General features: G+C 38.8%; 15 protein-coding genes and 1 pseudogene. 11 read left to right on the top strand and 5 right to left on the bottom strand.

The annotated features are described in order from the left end of the window. The first annotated feature begins 1 nt into the window (after nt 1). The 4 genes from SVZ03_02660 to SVZ03_02645 all read left to right on the top strand — a co-directional run bounded on the left by SVZ03_02660 (nt 2) and on the right by SVZ03_02645 (nt 3,287). Nucleotides 2–1,084: a hypothetical protein gene (locus SVZ03_02660; protein ID MDY6933109.1), complete on the top strand. Its 1,083-nt coding sequence runs from the start codon at nt 2–4 to the stop codon at nt 1,082–1,084. Nucleotides 1,085–1,432: 348 nt separating this feature from the next. Then, nucleotides 1,433–1,714: an EscU/YscU/HrcU family type III secretion system export apparatus switch protein gene (locus SVZ03_02655; protein MDY6933108.1), complete on the top strand. Its 282-nt coding sequence runs from the start codon at nt 1,433–1,435 to the stop codon at nt 1,712–1,714. Between the two features lie 10 nt (nt 1,715–1,724). After that, nucleotides 1,725–2,906, top strand: coding sequence for an HD-GYP domain-containing protein (locus SVZ03_02650; protein MDY6933107.1), 1,182 nt, complete (start codon nt 1,725–1,727; stop codon nt 2,904–2,906). Between the two features lie 9 nt (nt 2,907–2,915). Beyond that, on the top strand, nt 2,916–3,287 hold the full coding sequence (locus SVZ03_02645) for a YraN family protein (GenBank protein MDY6933106.1): 372 nt from the start codon (nt 2,916–2,918) through the stop codon (nt 3,285–3,287). Between the two features lie 115 nt (nt 3,288–3,402). On the opposite strand, the gene SVZ03_02640 is transcribed toward SVZ03_02645, so the two are convergent. The 3 genes from SVZ03_02640 to SVZ03_02630 all read right to left on the bottom strand — a co-directional run bounded on the left by SVZ03_02640 (nt 3,403) and on the right by SVZ03_02630 (nt 6,954). Beyond that, the gene (locus SVZ03_02640) at nt 3,403–3,786 is read right to left on the bottom strand and encodes a VOC family protein (GenBank protein MDY6933105.1); all 384 of its coding nucleotides are present in this window, start codon (nt 3,784–3,786) and stop codon (nt 3,403–3,405) included. A 328-nt stretch (nt 3,787–4,114) separates the two neighbouring features. Next, complete coding sequence (gene katG / locus SVZ03_02635) at nt 4,115–6,310, bottom strand: catalase/peroxidase HPI (protein ID MDY6933104.1); 2,196 nt, start codon at nt 6,308–6,310, stop codon at nt 4,115–4,117. Between the two features lie 185 nt (nt 6,311–6,495). Beyond that, nucleotides 6,496–6,954 (bottom strand): transcriptional repressor, encoded by a 459-nt coding sequence (locus SVZ03_02630; GenBank protein ID MDY6933103.1) that lies wholly within the window; start codon nt 6,952–6,954, stop codon nt 6,496–6,498. Nucleotides 6,955–7,653: 699 nt separating this feature from the next. Between SVZ03_02630 and SVZ03_02625 the strand changes: the two genes are divergently transcribed. From SVZ03_02625 to SVZ03_02615, 3 genes and pseudogenes are all read left to right on the top strand, one after another. Then, complete coding sequence (locus SVZ03_02625; GenBank protein ID MDY6933102.1) at nt 7,654–7,812, top strand: alkaline phosphatase; 159 nt, start codon at nt 7,654–7,656, stop codon at nt 7,810–7,812. A 284-nt stretch (nt 7,813–8,096) separates the two neighbouring features. Then, a pseudogene (locus tag SVZ03_02620) lies at nt 8,097–9,074 on the top strand (YibE/F family protein). 535 nt (nt 9,075–9,609) lie between these two features. Then, the gene (locus SVZ03_02615) at nt 9,610–11,529 is read left to right on the top strand and encodes a PKD domain-containing protein (GenBank protein ID MDY6933101.1); all 1,920 of its coding nucleotides are present in this window, start codon (nt 9,610–9,612) and stop codon (nt 11,527–11,529) included. 236 nt (nt 11,530–11,765) lie between these two features. Here SVZ03_02615 and SVZ03_02610 read toward each other — a convergent pair whose 3' ends face one another. Continuing rightward, nucleotides 11,766–12,536 (bottom strand): SDR family NAD(P)-dependent oxidoreductase, encoded by a 771-nt coding sequence (locus SVZ03_02610; GenBank protein ID MDY6933100.1) that lies wholly within the window; start codon nt 12,534–12,536, stop codon nt 11,766–11,768. Nucleotides 12,537–12,803: 267 nt separating this feature from the next. Here SVZ03_02610 and SVZ03_02605 point away from each other — a divergent pair, with 267 nt between their 5' ends. Together SVZ03_02605 and SVZ03_02600 are read left to right on the top strand one after the other, a co-directional pair. Continuing rightward, nucleotides 12,804–13,244, top strand: a complete 441-nt coding sequence (locus SVZ03_02605) for a DUF3788 domain-containing protein (protein MDY6933099.1) — start codon at nt 12,804–12,806, stop codon at nt 13,242–13,244. Nucleotides 13,245–13,361: 117 nt separating this feature from the next. Next, on the top strand, nt 13,362–14,195 hold the full coding sequence (locus SVZ03_02600) for an MBL fold metallo-hydrolase (GenBank protein MDY6933098.1): 834 nt from the start codon (nt 13,362–13,364) through the stop codon (nt 14,193–14,195). A 292-nt stretch (nt 14,196–14,487) separates the two neighbouring features. Here the strand turns inward: SVZ03_02600 and SVZ03_02595 are convergent, their stop codons facing one another. Further along, nucleotides 14,488–15,621: a pentapeptide repeat-containing protein gene (locus tag SVZ03_02595; GenBank protein ID MDY6933097.1), complete on the bottom strand. Its 1,134-nt coding sequence runs from the start codon at nt 15,619–15,621 to the stop codon at nt 14,488–14,490. 468 nt (nt 15,622–16,089) lie between these two features. On the opposite strand from SVZ03_02595, the gene SVZ03_02590 reads away from it, so the two are divergent. Next, entirely contained in the window at nt 16,090–16,983 is an 894-nt protein-coding gene (locus SVZ03_02590; protein ID MDY6933096.1) for a cysteine synthase family protein, read from the top strand. A gap of 77 nt (nt 16,984–17,060) precedes the next feature. Next, entirely contained in the window at nt 17,061–17,411 is a 351-nt protein-coding gene (locus SVZ03_02585; protein MDY6933095.1) for a hypothetical protein, read from the top strand. Nucleotides 17,412–17,485 lie beyond the last annotated feature (74 nt).

The following is a 17,485-nucleotide window of genomic DNA, read 5'->3' as shown; positions in this document are numbered from 1 at the left end:
GATGATAGAGAAGAGTAACATTATTAAAGTTACAAGTAGAATATCCTCATCTAATGTTATCAAGGACCTTAGAATGGGAAGTAAGGTAACTGCCCGTGTCGTTGAGAAGATAAATAACCAACTGGCAGTATTAGAGATCGCTGGAAGGAGGATTAAAGCAGAATTTTTAAAAGGAATTCCTGAAAGCAGCAGAATAAATCTCATTCTTGAAAAAAAGAGTAGTGATGTATTTTTTTTTAAGCTTATTGATAGTGCAAATAATTCAAATATTGAGAAAATATTAGAGTATTCCATTTTTGATAAAAAAGATATACATAAGATGGGGGTCTTTGAACTTGCGAGATCAATAAAAGAAGGACTATCAAAGGTATTTGACTTGAATAATCTTCTTATGAAGATTATTGGAGATACAACTCATCAGTCAATGGGGAGTGCCATTCTCTTCAATACGCTACTAAAATTAAAAATCAAGGAGGAGAACCTCATACTTCTATCTCTACTGCTTTGTAGTGGAAGGGGCATTAAGGTTGACCAACTCTTTTCATTATTACAGATTTTAGGATTTGGGAATAATCATTTATCTGAGTTAAAAAAAATATTGAAGGATGAAAATATAATAAGGGAAAGGATAGACGACATAATTGAGAGGATATCTGAATTTTCAAATAGGGAAGATAAAAGAGAATTGATTAAGGCTTTAATTGATATCCTCTTTAGTAACAGCAATAAAATAGAGGATGTGCATTCCGGAGATATCCCCTATTATGATGGAAGCAAATTTACTTCAATTCTGTATATCTTTAATAACAATGCTATTATCTTCTCTATTGACTTCTCCTATCTTGGAGTTATGGATATTTTGATAAAAGAGAATAAATCTGATTTGAGCATAGCTATATTCTGTGAAAAAGATAGCACTATTGATGAATTTAGAAAAAGGATTGATTCTTTTCATTCTACAGTGAAGAATTCATTAAATAGAGATGTACATATCTATTTACATAACAGCCAGAAAGCAGTAGAAAAAATAATTGAAATTAATTCTCTTGGAATCTCAAATAGTCTTATGGATATAAGAATATAAACTGGAATATTTCTTCCTTAGTGTAACTGCCATTTTATTGTATTATATTTATTGTGTATACTATACAATTACTGATTGGGACATGATGTTAATGCAGGAGGGAGGGGCTGAAAAAGCTACTTTATGGCAAGGCCTTACGTAGATATTGTATTTGATGGTTTTGCTTTTTGCTATTCCCCATTGACTCAGGTAATGAGTAGCAGGCAGAGTAACCATCTCTATTGATATGGGGAAAATATTGGATTTAGGTTCTAGCCTGATAAAAAGAGAAAAAAAGTTAGTCTCTGTCAGATTTAACCAGCGCTCTCAGTTGTATAGGGATACTCCCTAAGGGGGCTAGGTATAGAGATGAAAGGCAAACAAAAGGGTATAGCCATTGGTTATTCGGGAAGGGAAGTGCCAAAGGTCCTTGCTGTAGCACAGGGGCGATTGGTCGATAGATTATTGAGTCTAGCAGAAGAATATAATATTACAATATACAAAGACCCTGATCTGGCAGATGCTCTGGCCTTATTGAATGTAGGGAGCGATATCTCTGAAAATCTTTATCGTGCAGTTGCTGAGGTACTAGCATATTGTTACAAAATAAATGAAGAATTCAGGGATAAGATAAATATTAGCATGGATTGAGGACAAGTATATGAGGAAATTTATGGTTGAAGAGTTGAAGCCAGGGATGCGGTTTGATAAACCTGTTTATATTGATAGTAATAGTATGTTCGTTGGAGCTAACGTCACAATAAGTGAAGGCGATATTAAGAAACTAATGAAATGGGGAATAGTAGAGATAGAGACCGCGGGCAAGATAATATCAACAGAAGCTGAGATAAAACATGCTACTCTGAGAAGCGCGGTATCCGCTACAAATGATACTAAGAAGATCCTAAGTAATTACAATAATTTACTGAAGAAGAGAAAAACTCTAATTGAGGTTCACAAAGAGGCATGTAAGGCTGTGGGAGATATATATAAGGCTATTAAGAATGATGAAGAGTTTACTACTGATGAGCTAGAGGTTTGTCTTGGGCATATTATTAATTTAATTAGGGAGAATAACAATATATTTCTATTTCTTTATGGTCTTGATGAGGGGAAGAACTATCTTATGTATCATTCGGTTAATGTTACCTTTTATGCGTTATTGATCGGGATAACAATGAAATACTCTCCTCACAAATTAAGAGAGCTTGGTCTTGGGACACTTCTGATAGACGCTGGTATGGCTAAGATGCCTGTGTATATAACTCATAAGCAGTCTAATCTCACAGAACAAGAATTTAATTTGGTTAAGACTCATCCCCTTCTTGGATTCAGGGCTCTTAGACAGCTTGGGGGTGTAAGGGAAAAGGTCGCGATTGTATCCCTGCAGCATCATGAACAATATGATGGGAAAGGTTATCCAAGGGGATTTAAGGGAAACATGATTGATGAGTATGCCAGAATTTCGAGAATTGCTGATAGTTATGAGGCACAGATAGTAAACAGAAGTTATCGAAAGAAGCGTTTATTCTACCATGCGATGAAGCATATGCTATCAAGCGGAATCAATCAGTTTGATCCCGTTATACTTAGAATATTTCTCTCCAGCATGTCCGTATATCCGATTGGCTCAATTGTTAAGCTGAACGACGGAAGCATCGGTCTAGTTATAGGTTCAGTATCACAGAAACCGCTTCGCCCTTTGATCAAACTAATCTTTGATAGGAAGCAAAAGAGGATTACTGAGAATTTAATAATTGATCTTCTGGAAGAGACATCTCTATATATAGTCAAGGCATTGGATGAAACCGAGAGCGCTGTAAACATCCTTGATGTTCTTTGATATTGTGAAATGTGGAGAAACCACAATAAGAAGAAAAAAGAAACGGGTGATCAGGGTGAAGAGATGGCCTGTCACTTTTTGGAAAATCATGGCTTCCAAATCCTTCAGAGAAATTATAGATATCAAAGGATTGGTGAGATTGACATAATTGTTAAAAAGCAGAATCTAATTGCATTCATTGAAGTAAAATACAGAAATATACCCCTGTATGGCGGTGGTCTCTATTCAATAGGAGAAAAAAAGATGGAAACCCTTCGAAAGACAGCCATGCAATACTTAGCCACCCATCCATCACTCTACACAGAAGAGAACATTTTCAGGTTTGATTTAATCTCTATTACAGGTGAAGAGATTCAATGGATTAAGGATATCTTCAGATGAGCTATGATTATTATACAGAAAGAGCCTTATCAGGATCACCTACTGTACACCGTTGCATGATGCAGGATACGGTCGTTAAATAAAACAGGAGAGCGGAGTAATATCGCTTTAGCCGTTAAGTGGTGTTAGTTGGTTGATTAAAAGTTAACTGATAGCCGTTAGGGTCATTGATTGTAAAGTCCCTTATGCCAAAGGATTCATCCTTTATCTCAACGGAGATTTGAACACCTTTATCCTTTAATTCGGTGTAATATTGATCTATATCACCTTCGATCTGCAGGTAAAGGTTAATCCCGATGCCCAATTTTTCATCACTGCTAATGCCAACATTTTGAGCTGGTATGAACATCAGAATCATACCGTCCTTGGAAAGATCAGCATATTCCGGGTTGTCTGAATTGGGGAATGTCATTCCTATCTTGAATCCTAAGGTGTCTTTATAAAATTCAATCGTTTCTTTCATGTCTCTCACTGCCAGTGTAGGGGAAAGGTTACTCATCTTTATCCCTCCTTTAAATTAACATTTAACCAAATAAATTTCAGATACGATAACGAGCCTGTCAAATAACCCGATATAGAAAAGATTTATCTGTCTGTGTAATGTTTCTGGTCTAGGCGTTTCTTAGATCTACACTCCTCCTTAAGCTAATAAACGAAGTCTACAATAAAACAATAACGTATCAATTATTAATAGTTAAATATTGAACTTTCTCGATAGGCTCAACCCATCGCTCCAGCAGTACAGGCATGCTGTCCGCCGAAACCGGTTGATAGCTAACCTTTTTCTCAGACCTTTTAGAAACCCTCAAAAGAGCTTTTTGTTAATATTAGGCGAGGTCGAAACGGTCGAGATCCATTACTTTGTACCACACCGCTACAAAGTCGTGTAGGAACTTCTCTTGAGAGTCCTCACATCCATAAACTTCCGCCAATGCCCGGAGCTGGGAGTTAGAACCGAAGATAAGGTCGATACGTGTGCCTGTCCATATGAGTTCGCCGCTTTTGCGATCCCGACCCTCGAACACGTCATCGTCTTCTGAGGTTGCCTTCCATACTGTTCCCATGTCGAGCAGATTAACAAAGAAGTCATTGGTGAGTGTCTCGGGCCGCTTGGTAAAGACGCCATGCTGGGACTGTGCGAAGTTGGCATTTAGGACTCGCATACCACCAATGAGAACCGTCATCTCAGGAGCAGTCAGCGTCAGCAATTGCGCCCGATCAAGCAAGAGTTCCTCTGCTGTTACGGTGTATTTGGTTTTGATGTAGTTTCGGAATCCGTCTGCAACTGGTTCGAGTACGGCGAATGATTCCTCGTCGGTTTGCTCCGGCGATGCATCTGTGCGTCCAGGTGTGAAGGGAACGGTCACATTGTGACCTGCATTCTTCGCAGCTTGCTCTACACCTGAGCATCCACCAAGGATGATCAGGTCGGCAAGTGATACCTTCTTCCCGCCAGATTGTACGTTGTTGAACTCCTCTTGTATCCCTTCAAGGGCATCAAGCACTGTCTTAAGTTGATCCGGCTGGTTGACTTCCCAATCCTTTTGCGGTGCAAGACGAATGCGCGCCCCGTTCGCCCCGCCACGCTTGTCGGAGCCACGGAAGGTTGATGCAGATGCCCAAGCCGTAGAGACTAGCTGTGATACAGACAATCCTGAAGTAAGTATCTTGCCCTTGAGGATTGCTATATCCTGTGCATTGATCAGTTCATGATCGACTGTGGGGACTGGATCTTGCCAGATTAGCTCCTCTGCTGGAACCTCCGAGCCGAGATAGCGTGAGCGGGGACCCATATCGCGGTGTGTCAGCTTGAACCATGCCCTGGCAAAAGCGTCAGCGAATTCTTCGGGATTCTGCTGGTAGCGCCGGGCGATCGGCTCGAGAATCGGATCAAAACGTAGAGAGAGGTCAGCCGTGGTCATCATTGGTCGATGCTTTTTTGATGGGTTGTGGGCGTCAACCACCATGTCCTCATCAGCCACGTCCTTGGCCAGCCATTGATGCGCGCCGGCCGGGCTTTTGACCAACTCCCACTCGTAATTGAACAGCACGTTCAGATAGCCCATATCCCATTTAGTCGGATTCGGTTTCCAGGCGCCCTCTATGCCGCTTGTGATCGTATCGCCTCCCTTTCCGCTACCAAAACTACTCTTCCAACCGAGCCCCTGCTCTTCTATGCCGGCTCCCTCAGGTTCAGAACCCACATGCGCCGCATCGCCCGCACCATGGCACTTGCCGAAGGTATGTCCGCCGGCAATGAGCGCAACCGTTTCCTCAGCGTTCATAGCCATACGCGCAAAGGTCTCGCGAACATCGCTGCCAGAAGCAACCGGATCTGGATTCCCATTCGGCCCTTCAGGGTTCACGTAGATGAGGCCCATCTGCACAGCCGCAAGCGGGTTCTCCAAGTACCGATCACCGGAGTAACGCTTATCACCGAGCCAGGTGTCTTCGCTTCCCCAGTAGATGTCCTCTTCCGGCTCCCATATGTCTTCGCGCCCGCCACCAAAGCCAAAGGTTTTGAAACCCATCGACTCAAGCGCACAGTTGCCGGCAAGTATCATGAGGTCTGCCCAGGATATTCTGCTGCTGTATTTCTGTTTGATAGGCCAAAGCAGCCTCCGCGCCTTGTCAAGGTTGGCATTATCCGGCCAACTGTTAAGGGGTGCCAAGCGTTGGGATCCGGATCCCGCGCCACCGCGGCCATCACCTATACGGTATGTGCCTGCGCTGTGCCATGCCATCCGGATGAAGAGCCCCCCATAATGACCGTAATCCGCTGGCCACCAGTCCTGCGAGTCTGTCATCAACGCATAAAGGTCTTCTTTTACAGCATTCAGGTCGAGTTTCTTGAATTCCTCAGCATAGTTGAACTCCTCACCCATCGGATTGCTCATACGAGAGTGCTGGTGAAGGATCCTAAGGTTCAACTGGTTCGGCCACCAATCCGTATTCGACGTACCACTACCGGCAATGGATTTGCTCGTCCTACCCGTTACCGGGCATTTATCATTTCCTTTCATCTCTGTCCTCCTTTAGTCTTCGTTTTGTTCTTGTATAGCTAAAACATTCAATAGAAAGTACTGAATCTTTGATCTTTAATATTTTGCATATTTACCATCCTATTGATATTTATTTGAATACACTGCAATGTACCTAATATTTTCTGATAAATATGCATTGAAAAATTTTGATAGTTTGTCTGTTTTTATTTATTATTCCTGCTTGCCAGGCATTTCCGGCATATACCTCGTAATTCTAAATATTTATTATCAATTTCTCCCCACCCTTTTGTTTTTTCAGGTGGTTTCAACTGGTCTAGATCAGGCCAGTAAAAATCCTGGATATTTCTGCATTTCTTACATACCAGATGATAATGTGGTTCCATATTAGAGTCATAGCGAGTTCTATCATCCAGATATTGAACCTTTGCAATCACTCCATGACTTTCAAAAAGAGCAAGTGTACGGTATACTGTGTCAAAGGATATACTCGGTATCTTCTCTCTTATAGCCTCATAGACCTCTTCTGCTGAGGGATGATATTCCATTGAAACCAATATCTTGAATATCTCTAAACGCTGATGAGTAATTTTTAGACCCAGATATTTAGAGATTTTCTTAAAGGTCTCGATTTTATCAAGGATGTCAGCTATTTTCTTTTTCATCAGGAAGCAATTGCAGCCTATTCTTATGTAAGAATAATTACTATTTAAAAACGTTTGTCAAGCAGTATTTTGTATTTTTTCAGCTATCATTATAACTTCTCAAGAAGTGGTAGGTAAAATAAAATTAATTACCGTTCCCCTTTTTGCCCTTCAGTATGCAACTATAATCATCGATATTATGTGCTACCAGGAATTTGTTCGTGAATAATTATTGATAATGAAAATATTTTATCGAAACCAGAAAATCTATCTAACAAGATATATCCAATTTTCTACAGGTTTTCTTTCAAGACATAAATGTATCTCTACATTGTCTGCCTAATTTATTTCGTGTAATGTTTCTCTTACGTTTTTCTTCGAATACTCGTATATCATTTTCACTTATGTTAATATTCAGAGGTATCTCCTGTTTTTCTAAAACCATCAATAATTCTTTTCTATTTCGAAGAAACAATTTAATAAAACACTATATGATTATTTGGCTGATTCCCCATCCCCTGATATTGATGGGGGAGCGCTTGAAAATATGATTCTTGATAGCTTTGGAATGGAATTCGATGATCTAACAGATTATGAAAGGACCTCTTAGAAGATGCCAATGATTTTCAACGTGATAGAATTTCCATAAATTATTCTGATTATCCGGAAGAATTCCTGTTATATGGCAACTACAAACCACTTACTGTTACATGCACACATGTGCTTAACAGAAAAGCAGGAATAGCATTTACTTCATACTATCATACTGGTGTTCCTGTTCCAGTTATGGCAAAAGGTAAGGGGGCATGGATGTTTAAAGGATTTTACGACAATACTGATGTTACGAAAAAGATTGCAAAATCAATGGGAATTTATTGAAAATTAAAATATGCTAATGATTTATAACAAACTGTATTCAAAATAATAGTATCACAATTCACAACTTATTTTAATGAATTTATGTGGAAGATAATGATATCTTCCACTTTTTTCATGCTAAGGGAGTAAAAATATGAATCTAAAAATTGATCTGATAAATAAAGACTTAATCTTTTCTATTATATTCGCAATATTATGTATAATCCTTTTTTTTACACCAACAGGTTTTGATAATAAAATATCATCGAGAGCGAGCTAAGGTAATATCAGTTGATAATTCAGATGTGCATCAACATCTCATAATAAGAACAGGGAACCAAGAGTTATCAGTAAAGATTTTAGGCGGTCATAACAAGGGACAAAAGACAAAAGCAACAAACAGACTCCAAGGGAAAGTAGAGTTTGATGAATTTTATACTAAAGGCGATATTATCCTGCTGGAATTCACCGCACAGAATGATATAATTCACTCAGCTTTTGCCCGTGGAAGATATCGTATAAGGATAGAGGTTACTTTAGCTATTTCGGTCTCTTTACTTCTTAATCTTATTGGAGGATGGACAGGATTTAAAGCCCTTTTATCGTTTCTTTTTACAGCACTTATGCTTTGGAAGGTAATGTTTCCACGTTTCCTTAAGGGAGAAGATCCAATCATTATTGCATTAATGATAATGACATTAATCACAGGTTCAATATGCTTTTTAGTAGGAGGATTAAACAAAAAGGGTTTAGTCGCGTTTTCTGGGGCTTTTCTTGGACTGCTTATCACCTGTTTCCCCGCGCAGTTTTTCCATAAGGGCTTTCAAATACATGGTGCTGGCAGACCGGTTGCTGAGATGCTCCTCTATTCTGGTTTTTTTTAACCTTAGCCTACACGGATATTTATTGCATCCTCTGGAGTAGTAATGGACTTAGCAATGAATATATCTGCTTCTATGGATGAGATTTTCAAAAAAAATCCGAGAATCTCATTACGTGATCATATCTTATCTGGAATCACTGTGGGAAGGGCTGTTAAAGGAACCATGACAACAACCCTTTTACTGGCCTATTCCAGCAGTTATATGACAATGCTAATGCTCTTTCAGAGCCAAGGTCGATCCTTGATGAATATCTTTAATATCAATTTTGTTTCAGCAGAGCTTCTCAATACACAGGTTGGGAGCTTTGGGCCTGTAACAGTTGCTCCATTTACTGCTATCATGGGAGGACTGATATATAAATGTGGAAGGTCTTCAAAAAATAAATCGCAATTTTTATGATTTAGGTTGTAGTTGTAATAGAGAATATTATTCTTGTATTTTAATGTCGCTTCGTTCCCGCAAGTAACATCTTAAATATAATAATGTAAATCCAATATTATGAATATTCCTGACCCTGGTTTCTGAAAACTTTAATTATTAGTTCCCTATAGTCTTATCTGACTTCATCGCTATAGCCCCATGTTTTTTTGGCAAGTGTGTAAATGTTTTTAATCTACATCTAATGAGCATCTGATGAAGAGATGCAGGCTGCTAAAAAACAGTGCCCAATCCTTTTAGTATTATTTATTAAAAAATTAAACTGCCCACTCTAATTTGACTTTACGAAAAGTTTTTTCTATCTTTAGAATAGTCAAGTATAATGCTAACTCAGTATTATATTTGGAAATGAAGAATGAAGAATATTTCAGTCATTTGAATATACCTGCAATCTCATTCCTGAAATTAAGTCATTTAATTGAATACATTCTGTATTGGTGATTATAGCAGCTTATAGAAAACAAAAATATCATTAAACTGTAAATAGGAGTATTACATGGATATTTTTAAATTTCGAAATACAACAAAAATCTTTAGAATTAATATTATCATAATTAATTCAATGCTGATTGGATTGCTAAAACCTATGATCATGATAACGTTATTTGTATTATATTTATCAACATTGGGTTGCAAAAGTGATGATGATAGCGATCCATTATTTTTCGGGCCTGCTGATGGGGAATTTGCCAGTCATCCCAGGATCGCAATGCCATTCGGCGCAGAGGCAACAGGCGAGGCTATTGCTGTATGGGAGCAGGATGGAAAGATTGTTACGAATTTCTATTATCCTGGACCTGATCCAAGCTGGTCAGGGCCTGGGGAGATAGAAACCAATTATATCAATAACACTGATCCTCATATAACGATGAACTCTTATAGAGAAGCATTGCTTATATGGAAGAGTAATGATGAATACTTAATGGCACAATACGATTATACTAATGGTTGGCGTGGAATAATGGAGGATAGCGAATCCGGGGGTATTTTAGCAGAATCAGCAGGGATTAAAATGGATGACGATGGCAAAGCAGTAATTGTTTGGACCGATACGAGAGCTTCATTTATTGGAGTTTGGTCTTTCAGATATTCTTTGAATAACGGATGGTATCTACCCTATGCTGACAATTTTGATATAGACAGCGGCAATTATTCAAATGCATCGAATCCTCAAATAGCCATGTATCCCAAAAGACACTATAACAGCACAGTAATTGTATGGAAAGAAGAAAGCAATATTTATTCGAGTTTTTTGATTTTTTATGATTATCAAGATTGGTCAAGTGTAAGGAGAATAGGAAACGATGTTGATGATGAGGCCGCGCCGGAGATTTCAGTCTGCTATGAAGATGAGTTCAGTGCCATTGTGACGTTTAAATCCAACAATAAAATCTATTACAATCAGGCATATATTGACAGTGAGGATAGAATCGATTGGATTGGTCAGGTAGAGGTTGAAACTGAAGAGCCAGCCATATCGAATACTCAGGTTGCAATGGATGCAAACGGGAATGGCATGTTGCTATGGGCAGAGGAGGATGGAAATATTTATGCCAAACGTTATGACGCTGTTAGCGGTTGGGAGGGGACACAATGGCTGGGAGGAGATGTCGGGAATGAACCCTATCCTCGTATTGCGTCTGATAGAGAGGGAAATTTTATTGCTATATGGTCGGCCAATGGTTTGGCCATACAATGCAATCGCTATGATGTAAATGATGGATGGTTAGGAGCAAGGCAGATATATCTCAGCGCTAATCCTATTCATCAGGAATTAAGACCATGGATCGCAATGGGCGGGAGCCCAACAGGCGGACCTGGAATAGCCGTGGCAGTGTGGTCGGATGAAGGTGTAATAAAATCCTATGACTGGATTCCTCCAACAACCTCTTTTACTGTATCATCATCTCCTCAGGTTAATCAGCCAGTTACCTTTTCCGCAACCGGAGAGGACTGGGATGGGGATATTACTACATATAAATGGGATTTCGAGAATGATGGAATAATAGATGCAACCGGGCAAAGCGTGTCCCATACCTACAATGAGGTGGGATCATACTCTGTTCTCCTGCGAGTTTTTGATGACGATGGCGTGGCAAATCGAATGGTTCAATTAGTTAATGTAGGTTCTGAGTCTGGCTGCGCTCCAATGTCTATCACCAGCGGCGATCCGCCTGATGGAACTGTAGGCGTACCATACTCACATACAATAACAGTATCCGGTGGGGAAGTGCCAATTCATTTTCAGGAGATAAACGGCTTCCCTAATGGATTAACCCTCGATTATTATACAGGCGAGCTCAGTGGCACTCCTACTGAAAGTGGATCATTTAATATGGAAATTATCATCTATGATAGCTGTCAGCCTGATGCTCAATCCATATCAGATACTTATACTATTAATATTATGGAATAGTTATAGCAACTCCTTTGCGCTTAGTAAACGTCCGTCCCTACAATCCAGCAGTGAATGTACTTATTTTAGTCGCATGTATTCGTTTAAATGAGTGAGGCCTTGTTAAGGATTGTGTTGTAATCATTAAAGAATACGGAGCCGAAGCATATGAAAGGCAATGGCGAAGGCGTTCACACATAGCACAATTCAATTCTTCTAATCATATGTTCACGAGATCCTGGAGTAAAGCAAGTCTTTCACTTTGGCCCCATCCTAATGCCTCCATCTAAGCGAATCGTTTCTCCGTTTAATACAGGATTTTCAATAATTTGCTGTGCCAGCATGGCAAATTCATCCGGTTTTCCAAATCTCTTTGGGAATTGTGTTTGATGAAGGAGGGAAGCCTTGCCCTCCTCAGTAAAAGCCTGCATTAGTGGTGTGTCAAAAATGCCAGGAGCGATGGTGCATATCCTCACTCCAATGATAGAGAGATCTCTAGCGATTGGAAGGGTCATACCAACAATGCCAGCCTTTGATGCGGTATAGGAGACCTGCCCGATCTGTCCATCAAATGCCGCTACTGATGCAGTATTAACGATCACCCCTCTTTCTCCTCCCTCTATATCAGGCTCATTATTCTGCATCTGAAAGGCTGCCTGGCGAATGGCATCGAATGTACCAATTAGATTAACATTTATAACTGTTTTGAATATTTCCAGATCATGAGGGCCTTCCTTGCCTACTGTTCTCATGGCAAACCCTGTGCCTGCACAATTGACCAGAATGTCTATTGATTTAAACTTATTCATAGCAAGTTCAATCCCAGCCTGAATTTCCTTTGTGTCAGTCACATTCATTTTGGAGAATACAGCATTTGATCCCAATTCAGAAGAGACCTCCCCTCCCTTCGCTTCATTCATATCCGCAATCAGTACATTTGCCCCTAAACTGTGAAGCCGCCTTGCTGTAGCAGCGCCTAATCCGCTTGCAGCGCCTGTAATAACTGCTGTTTTACCTTTTATCTTCATAGTATAAACCTCCAGATAATAACAAAATCATACTTTATAAATATATGCTAATGAAGAGATAATAATAACTTCCATGAATTAAAATCAACCTCTATTACAATATAAAAATTATATGATCGCTATACTATGCAAGTATAAAACATTCCCTTCTCAGCATTATTTAAAATGTATTACATTTTTTTCTTGAAAAGTTCTCATTTTGCCACTACTTAATAAAATATTACTATATTTGCTTACCAAACAAACAGCAATTGGAGGATAAGCAATATGGATCATGAACGGATGTTGAATAAGGATTATCAGCCATCACAAGAGGAGATGCTGGATCATATTGGAGAAGGGGCTGGGAAGGTATGGAAAGAGATTACTAATTATATTGATACAAATTATTCATTTCTTCCGGAAATCCGATTTGGAGGCAATAAGTATGGATGGCAAATTAAATATCGCAAAAGCGGTAAAACGCTAAGCGCATTATTTCCAGAGAAGAATTCATTTACTGTACTTATTGTTTTTGGGAAAAACGAAGTAGATAAATTTATGCGGGATATTAATACATACAGTAAAGCAATTATTGATATCTTTCATAATACAAAGCAATACCATGATGGCAAATGGTTGTGGATACAAGTCGCTGATGATTCATTAAAAAATGATATCCTGAATCTTGTTATGACAAAAAGAAAACCTAACATTCCTAAAAAGTGATAGACAGTATCTCCATTGTTCATCTTCCATTGGTGTCTCTAAATATAGAGACAATATCCTTGACATATTCAATATTTTAGTAAATCCTAAAGATCAAAATAGGAATGCGAGGAAACAATGATTATTAAATGTTGGGGTTCCAGGGGCTCAATACCTGTTACAGGAAGTGAGTATTTAAGGTATGGAGGGGATACAACCTGTATTGAAATAAGAACAAAAAATGATAAAATAATTATTATTGATGCAGGAACCGGCATTAGAAAATTAGGGAATAAACTAATCAATGAAGATCGTTATAATTATTTCATGATATTCACCCATGCACACTGGGATCATCTATTAGGATTTCCATTTTTCAAACCCATCTACATAAGTAAAACAGATATAAAAATATATGGTTGTCCTTTTGCCCAGAAGTCGATTAGTGAGATGCTCTCAAAGACAATGTCTCCACCATACTTTCCTGTAAAATTCGAAGAAGCAAAATCTAACATTGAATTTAATGGTATTTGTGATGGGAGTTTCATTATAGATAGTATCTTAGTAACACCAATCTTTTTAAATCATCCAAATCAGGGTTTGGGATATAAGTTTGAAGAAGATGGCAAGTGTTTTGTCTTTCTTACAGATAACGAGTTGACCTATAAACATCCAGGGGGCCTTGCTTATCAGGATTACCTGAATTTTTCTCTTAATGCAGATGTTTTAATACATGATGCCGAATACACTATGGATGAATACACAACAACTAAAGGATGGGGGCATAGCGTTTTCAATGATGCCCTGCAATTAGCGTTGGATGCCAACGTTAAACGCTTTGGCTTGTTTCATATTAATCAGGATAGAACTGATGCTGCTGTTGATGACATGGTAAAAACATGCAGAAAGATAACCAATACCTCAAACCTAGAATGCTTTGCGGTTAATGCCGGATTGGAAATTGTTTTGTGAATATAGATAATTATTCTTCCCTGCTCATTGGTGTAGCTCAAATGGCATAGTCATGCGAAATCCTATAGGGATCGAATTAGCCTTGCTGTGCGAGCATTATACTTTATTTTGTTTATCACATAAAGTTTGCTAATGATGAAGAATATAATCAAGTTGTTGGAATAGTGTGGGACGAGAGGGAAACAACCCCTGGGATTTCAGGGTTACGTATTCACAATTAGAATTACTTTCTTAATATTATAAATTATAATTGATTAAATATAATATAATTCCTTAAATTAAAGGCTGGTTGTTACTTGCTTTTTTCTTTTTCAATATATACATCCTCCCAGCTAATGCTATCATAATTGATTACCTGGTGTTGATTGATTTTATTTTTTAATTCTGCGCTTATTTTAGCCCTTCTGAGATCAGCTCCGGCAAGGTCCGCGTCATCGAGATTAGCGCCAATAAGCGTTGCTCCCGTAAGATCCGCGCCTTGAAGGTCTACCTTGTTCAGATTTGCGCCTGTAAAATCGACCATCCTAAGATTTGCATTTTTCAGATTCGCCCCTTGAAGATTTGCCTCACTCATGTTTGATTTATATAGATTTGCCGTAAGAAGATTCGTATTTGTAAGTATTGCATTGGTTAAATTTGTATTGCTGAGATTCACCCCAATGAGAATAGCATTATTAAGATCAGCGCCAATCAGGGCGGATTTAATGAGCTTAGCATTATTAAAGCGTGAGTTTACTAAATCAGCCCTGCTTAAATCGGAATTTGAGAGGTTAGCATTAGAGGAATCAGAATTAGAGATTTTAGCGCCAGTTAGGTCTACACCGCTAAGCTTGGCCACAGTCAGGTTTGCATTACTAAAATTGGCTTTATTTAGCTTAGTATTACTCAATTTTGCGCCAATTAGGTTTGCTTTGTAAAAGTCAGCATTGGTCAGGTCTGCGCCTGTTAGGTCAGCGCCAATAAGTATTGCCTCGCTAAAATCTGTGTTACTAAGGTTCGCTCCCCGAAGATCTGCGTTATATAGATCTGTGCCATTGAAGTTGGCTCCAGCAAAATTTACATCCTTAAGGTTTGAATTATAGAGAATCGCTTTACAAAGATTGGCTTCTAGGAGTTTTGCGCCCGAAAATTTTGTTTTATAGAGATCCGCTTTATAAAGGTCAGCCCTTGTGAGGTCCGCTCCTCGGAGGTCAGCACCTCTTAGATTCGCGCTATAAAGGATTGCCTCGCGTAAATCTGCCTTACGCAGATCAGCATAATATAGATCTGCCCCAATCAAATCCACCCCCTTGAGGTTCGCACCATTGAGATTCCTGTCTCGTTTGACAGCGCGCATATAATCAATTTTATCGTAGGATAATATGTTATTGCTAATAAATAATACTGCTAATATGATGTTTGTTATTATATATGTTTGGCGTTTCATGATAATATCCTCATAATTTTACTTATTTGTTATTAAATAATGATGAATATGTTATATCCCTTTTAAGATTCATTTATCAAAAATGAATCTTAGTTCAATAATGAACCAATCTATCAAGCACAGATTTATTGTCAACATCTAACCATGGAGGATAGCATTATATATGATAATAGTAATTATGTAGAAACTGATTTCGGGTCAAGTTGAATAATTTGATAATTCATTCCCTTTGTTCACCCTAATATTGATTTTCAGGTTCCCCCAGTTAGGTTGCAAATTCATAAATATTGTCTGGGTTAAGCTCCTTAATCCTCGACAGTTGCATTGATAAGCCGTCCTTTAAAAGGATAAGTAAATTTCATATTATTTGATATTTTTGTATTGACCTTTAGATAATTCAATTTAACCTATTTTCGATCAATTATATTATTTTGCTGATCTAATAGCTTTTTTGAAGGAATAACGATGATATACGAGAATATATTACAGGATATTGGCAATACTCCACTGATCAAGATCAATAGATTAAATCCCAACATAAAGGTTTCTATATATGCAAAGATCGAGGGGAATAATCCAACCGGGAGTATAAAAGATAGAATAGCATTGAAGATGATCGAGCAGGCTGAATTTGAAGGCACGTTGACCAAGGGGAAGACCATCATCGAGCCGACGTCCGGAAATACTGGAATATCTTTAGCCATGATTGGAGTGGTAAAGGGTTATGACGTTGAGATAGTTATGAGCGAGGCAGTGTCTCAGGAGAGAAGGGATATGATTCAGGCCTTTAGCGCAACAGTAACTCTTACAGAGGCTGATCTTGGAACAGATGGCGCGATTGTAAAGGCAAGGAGTCTGGTGAGGGACTATCCGGAGAAATATTTTATGCCTGATCAGTTTTCAAATGAATACAATAAAATGGCCCATTACAAAACCACCTCAGAAGAAATATGGAAGCAGACAAATGGGAGAATGGACTACTTTGTCTCTTCAATAGGCACCTCAGGGACGCTCATGGGTGTGGGGCAAGCGCTCAGGGAGAACAATCCCAACATTAAGATTGTCTGCGCTCAGCCGGTAAAGGGTCACTACATTCAAGGATTGAAAAACATGGCCGAGGCGATTGTCCCTTCGATTTATGATCCTTCTCAAATCGATGAAACTATCATGGTTGAAACAGAAGACGCCTTTGAGATGTCCAGGCAAATAGTGAGGAACGAAGGGATATTTGTCGGGATGAGCAGCGGAGCGGCGCTGCTGGCTGCAATAGAGGTAGCGAAAAAGATCGAATCAGGAATAATCGTGGTCATATTTCCCGATAGAGGAGAAAAATACCTTAGCACAAATCTGTTCAAGCATTAGAATCAAGGAATAAGTCGTTAAAACAATCATCTTGACACATCCTGAGTAACAATAATGAAATAAAGGTGGGAAGGGAAATGATTAAAATATGTAGTATTGCAATAAATTTATATCTAATAGTATTGGCTCTAACGAGTAATAAGTTAATATTTATGCTTCTCATAGCGTCTCTATTCCTCCTTGCTAACTGCAGATGCAGTGACGATGGAGGGAAGAATATCTTGGGTATGTTTACCAATCCTGAAGTTGTCCAGGATGATGATGGGAGTGGCGAACAGATTGATGAAGATGATGATGATGAGGGAAGTTCCTCAGTCGATATAGATCCTGACAGCCCAGTATACTCAAGCTCCTCCTGCTTGACTTGCGGGACTAACGCACTGTGCTTGCCCCGCAATTACGGACACATAGTTAAGCAACATATTTAATTATTGAATCAGATGACTCATATTCTTCCGGACTTTTATAGTCAAGAAAAGAATGAATTCTCTGTCTATTATAG

Source organism: Spirochaetota bacterium (assembly GCA_034190085.1).
GTDB lineage: Bacteria > Spirochaetota > UBA4802 > UBA4802 > JAFGDQ01 > JAXHTS01.
Note: the sequence above shows the minus strand (reverse complement) of the source record. Positions and strands in the feature narration are given on the sequence as shown.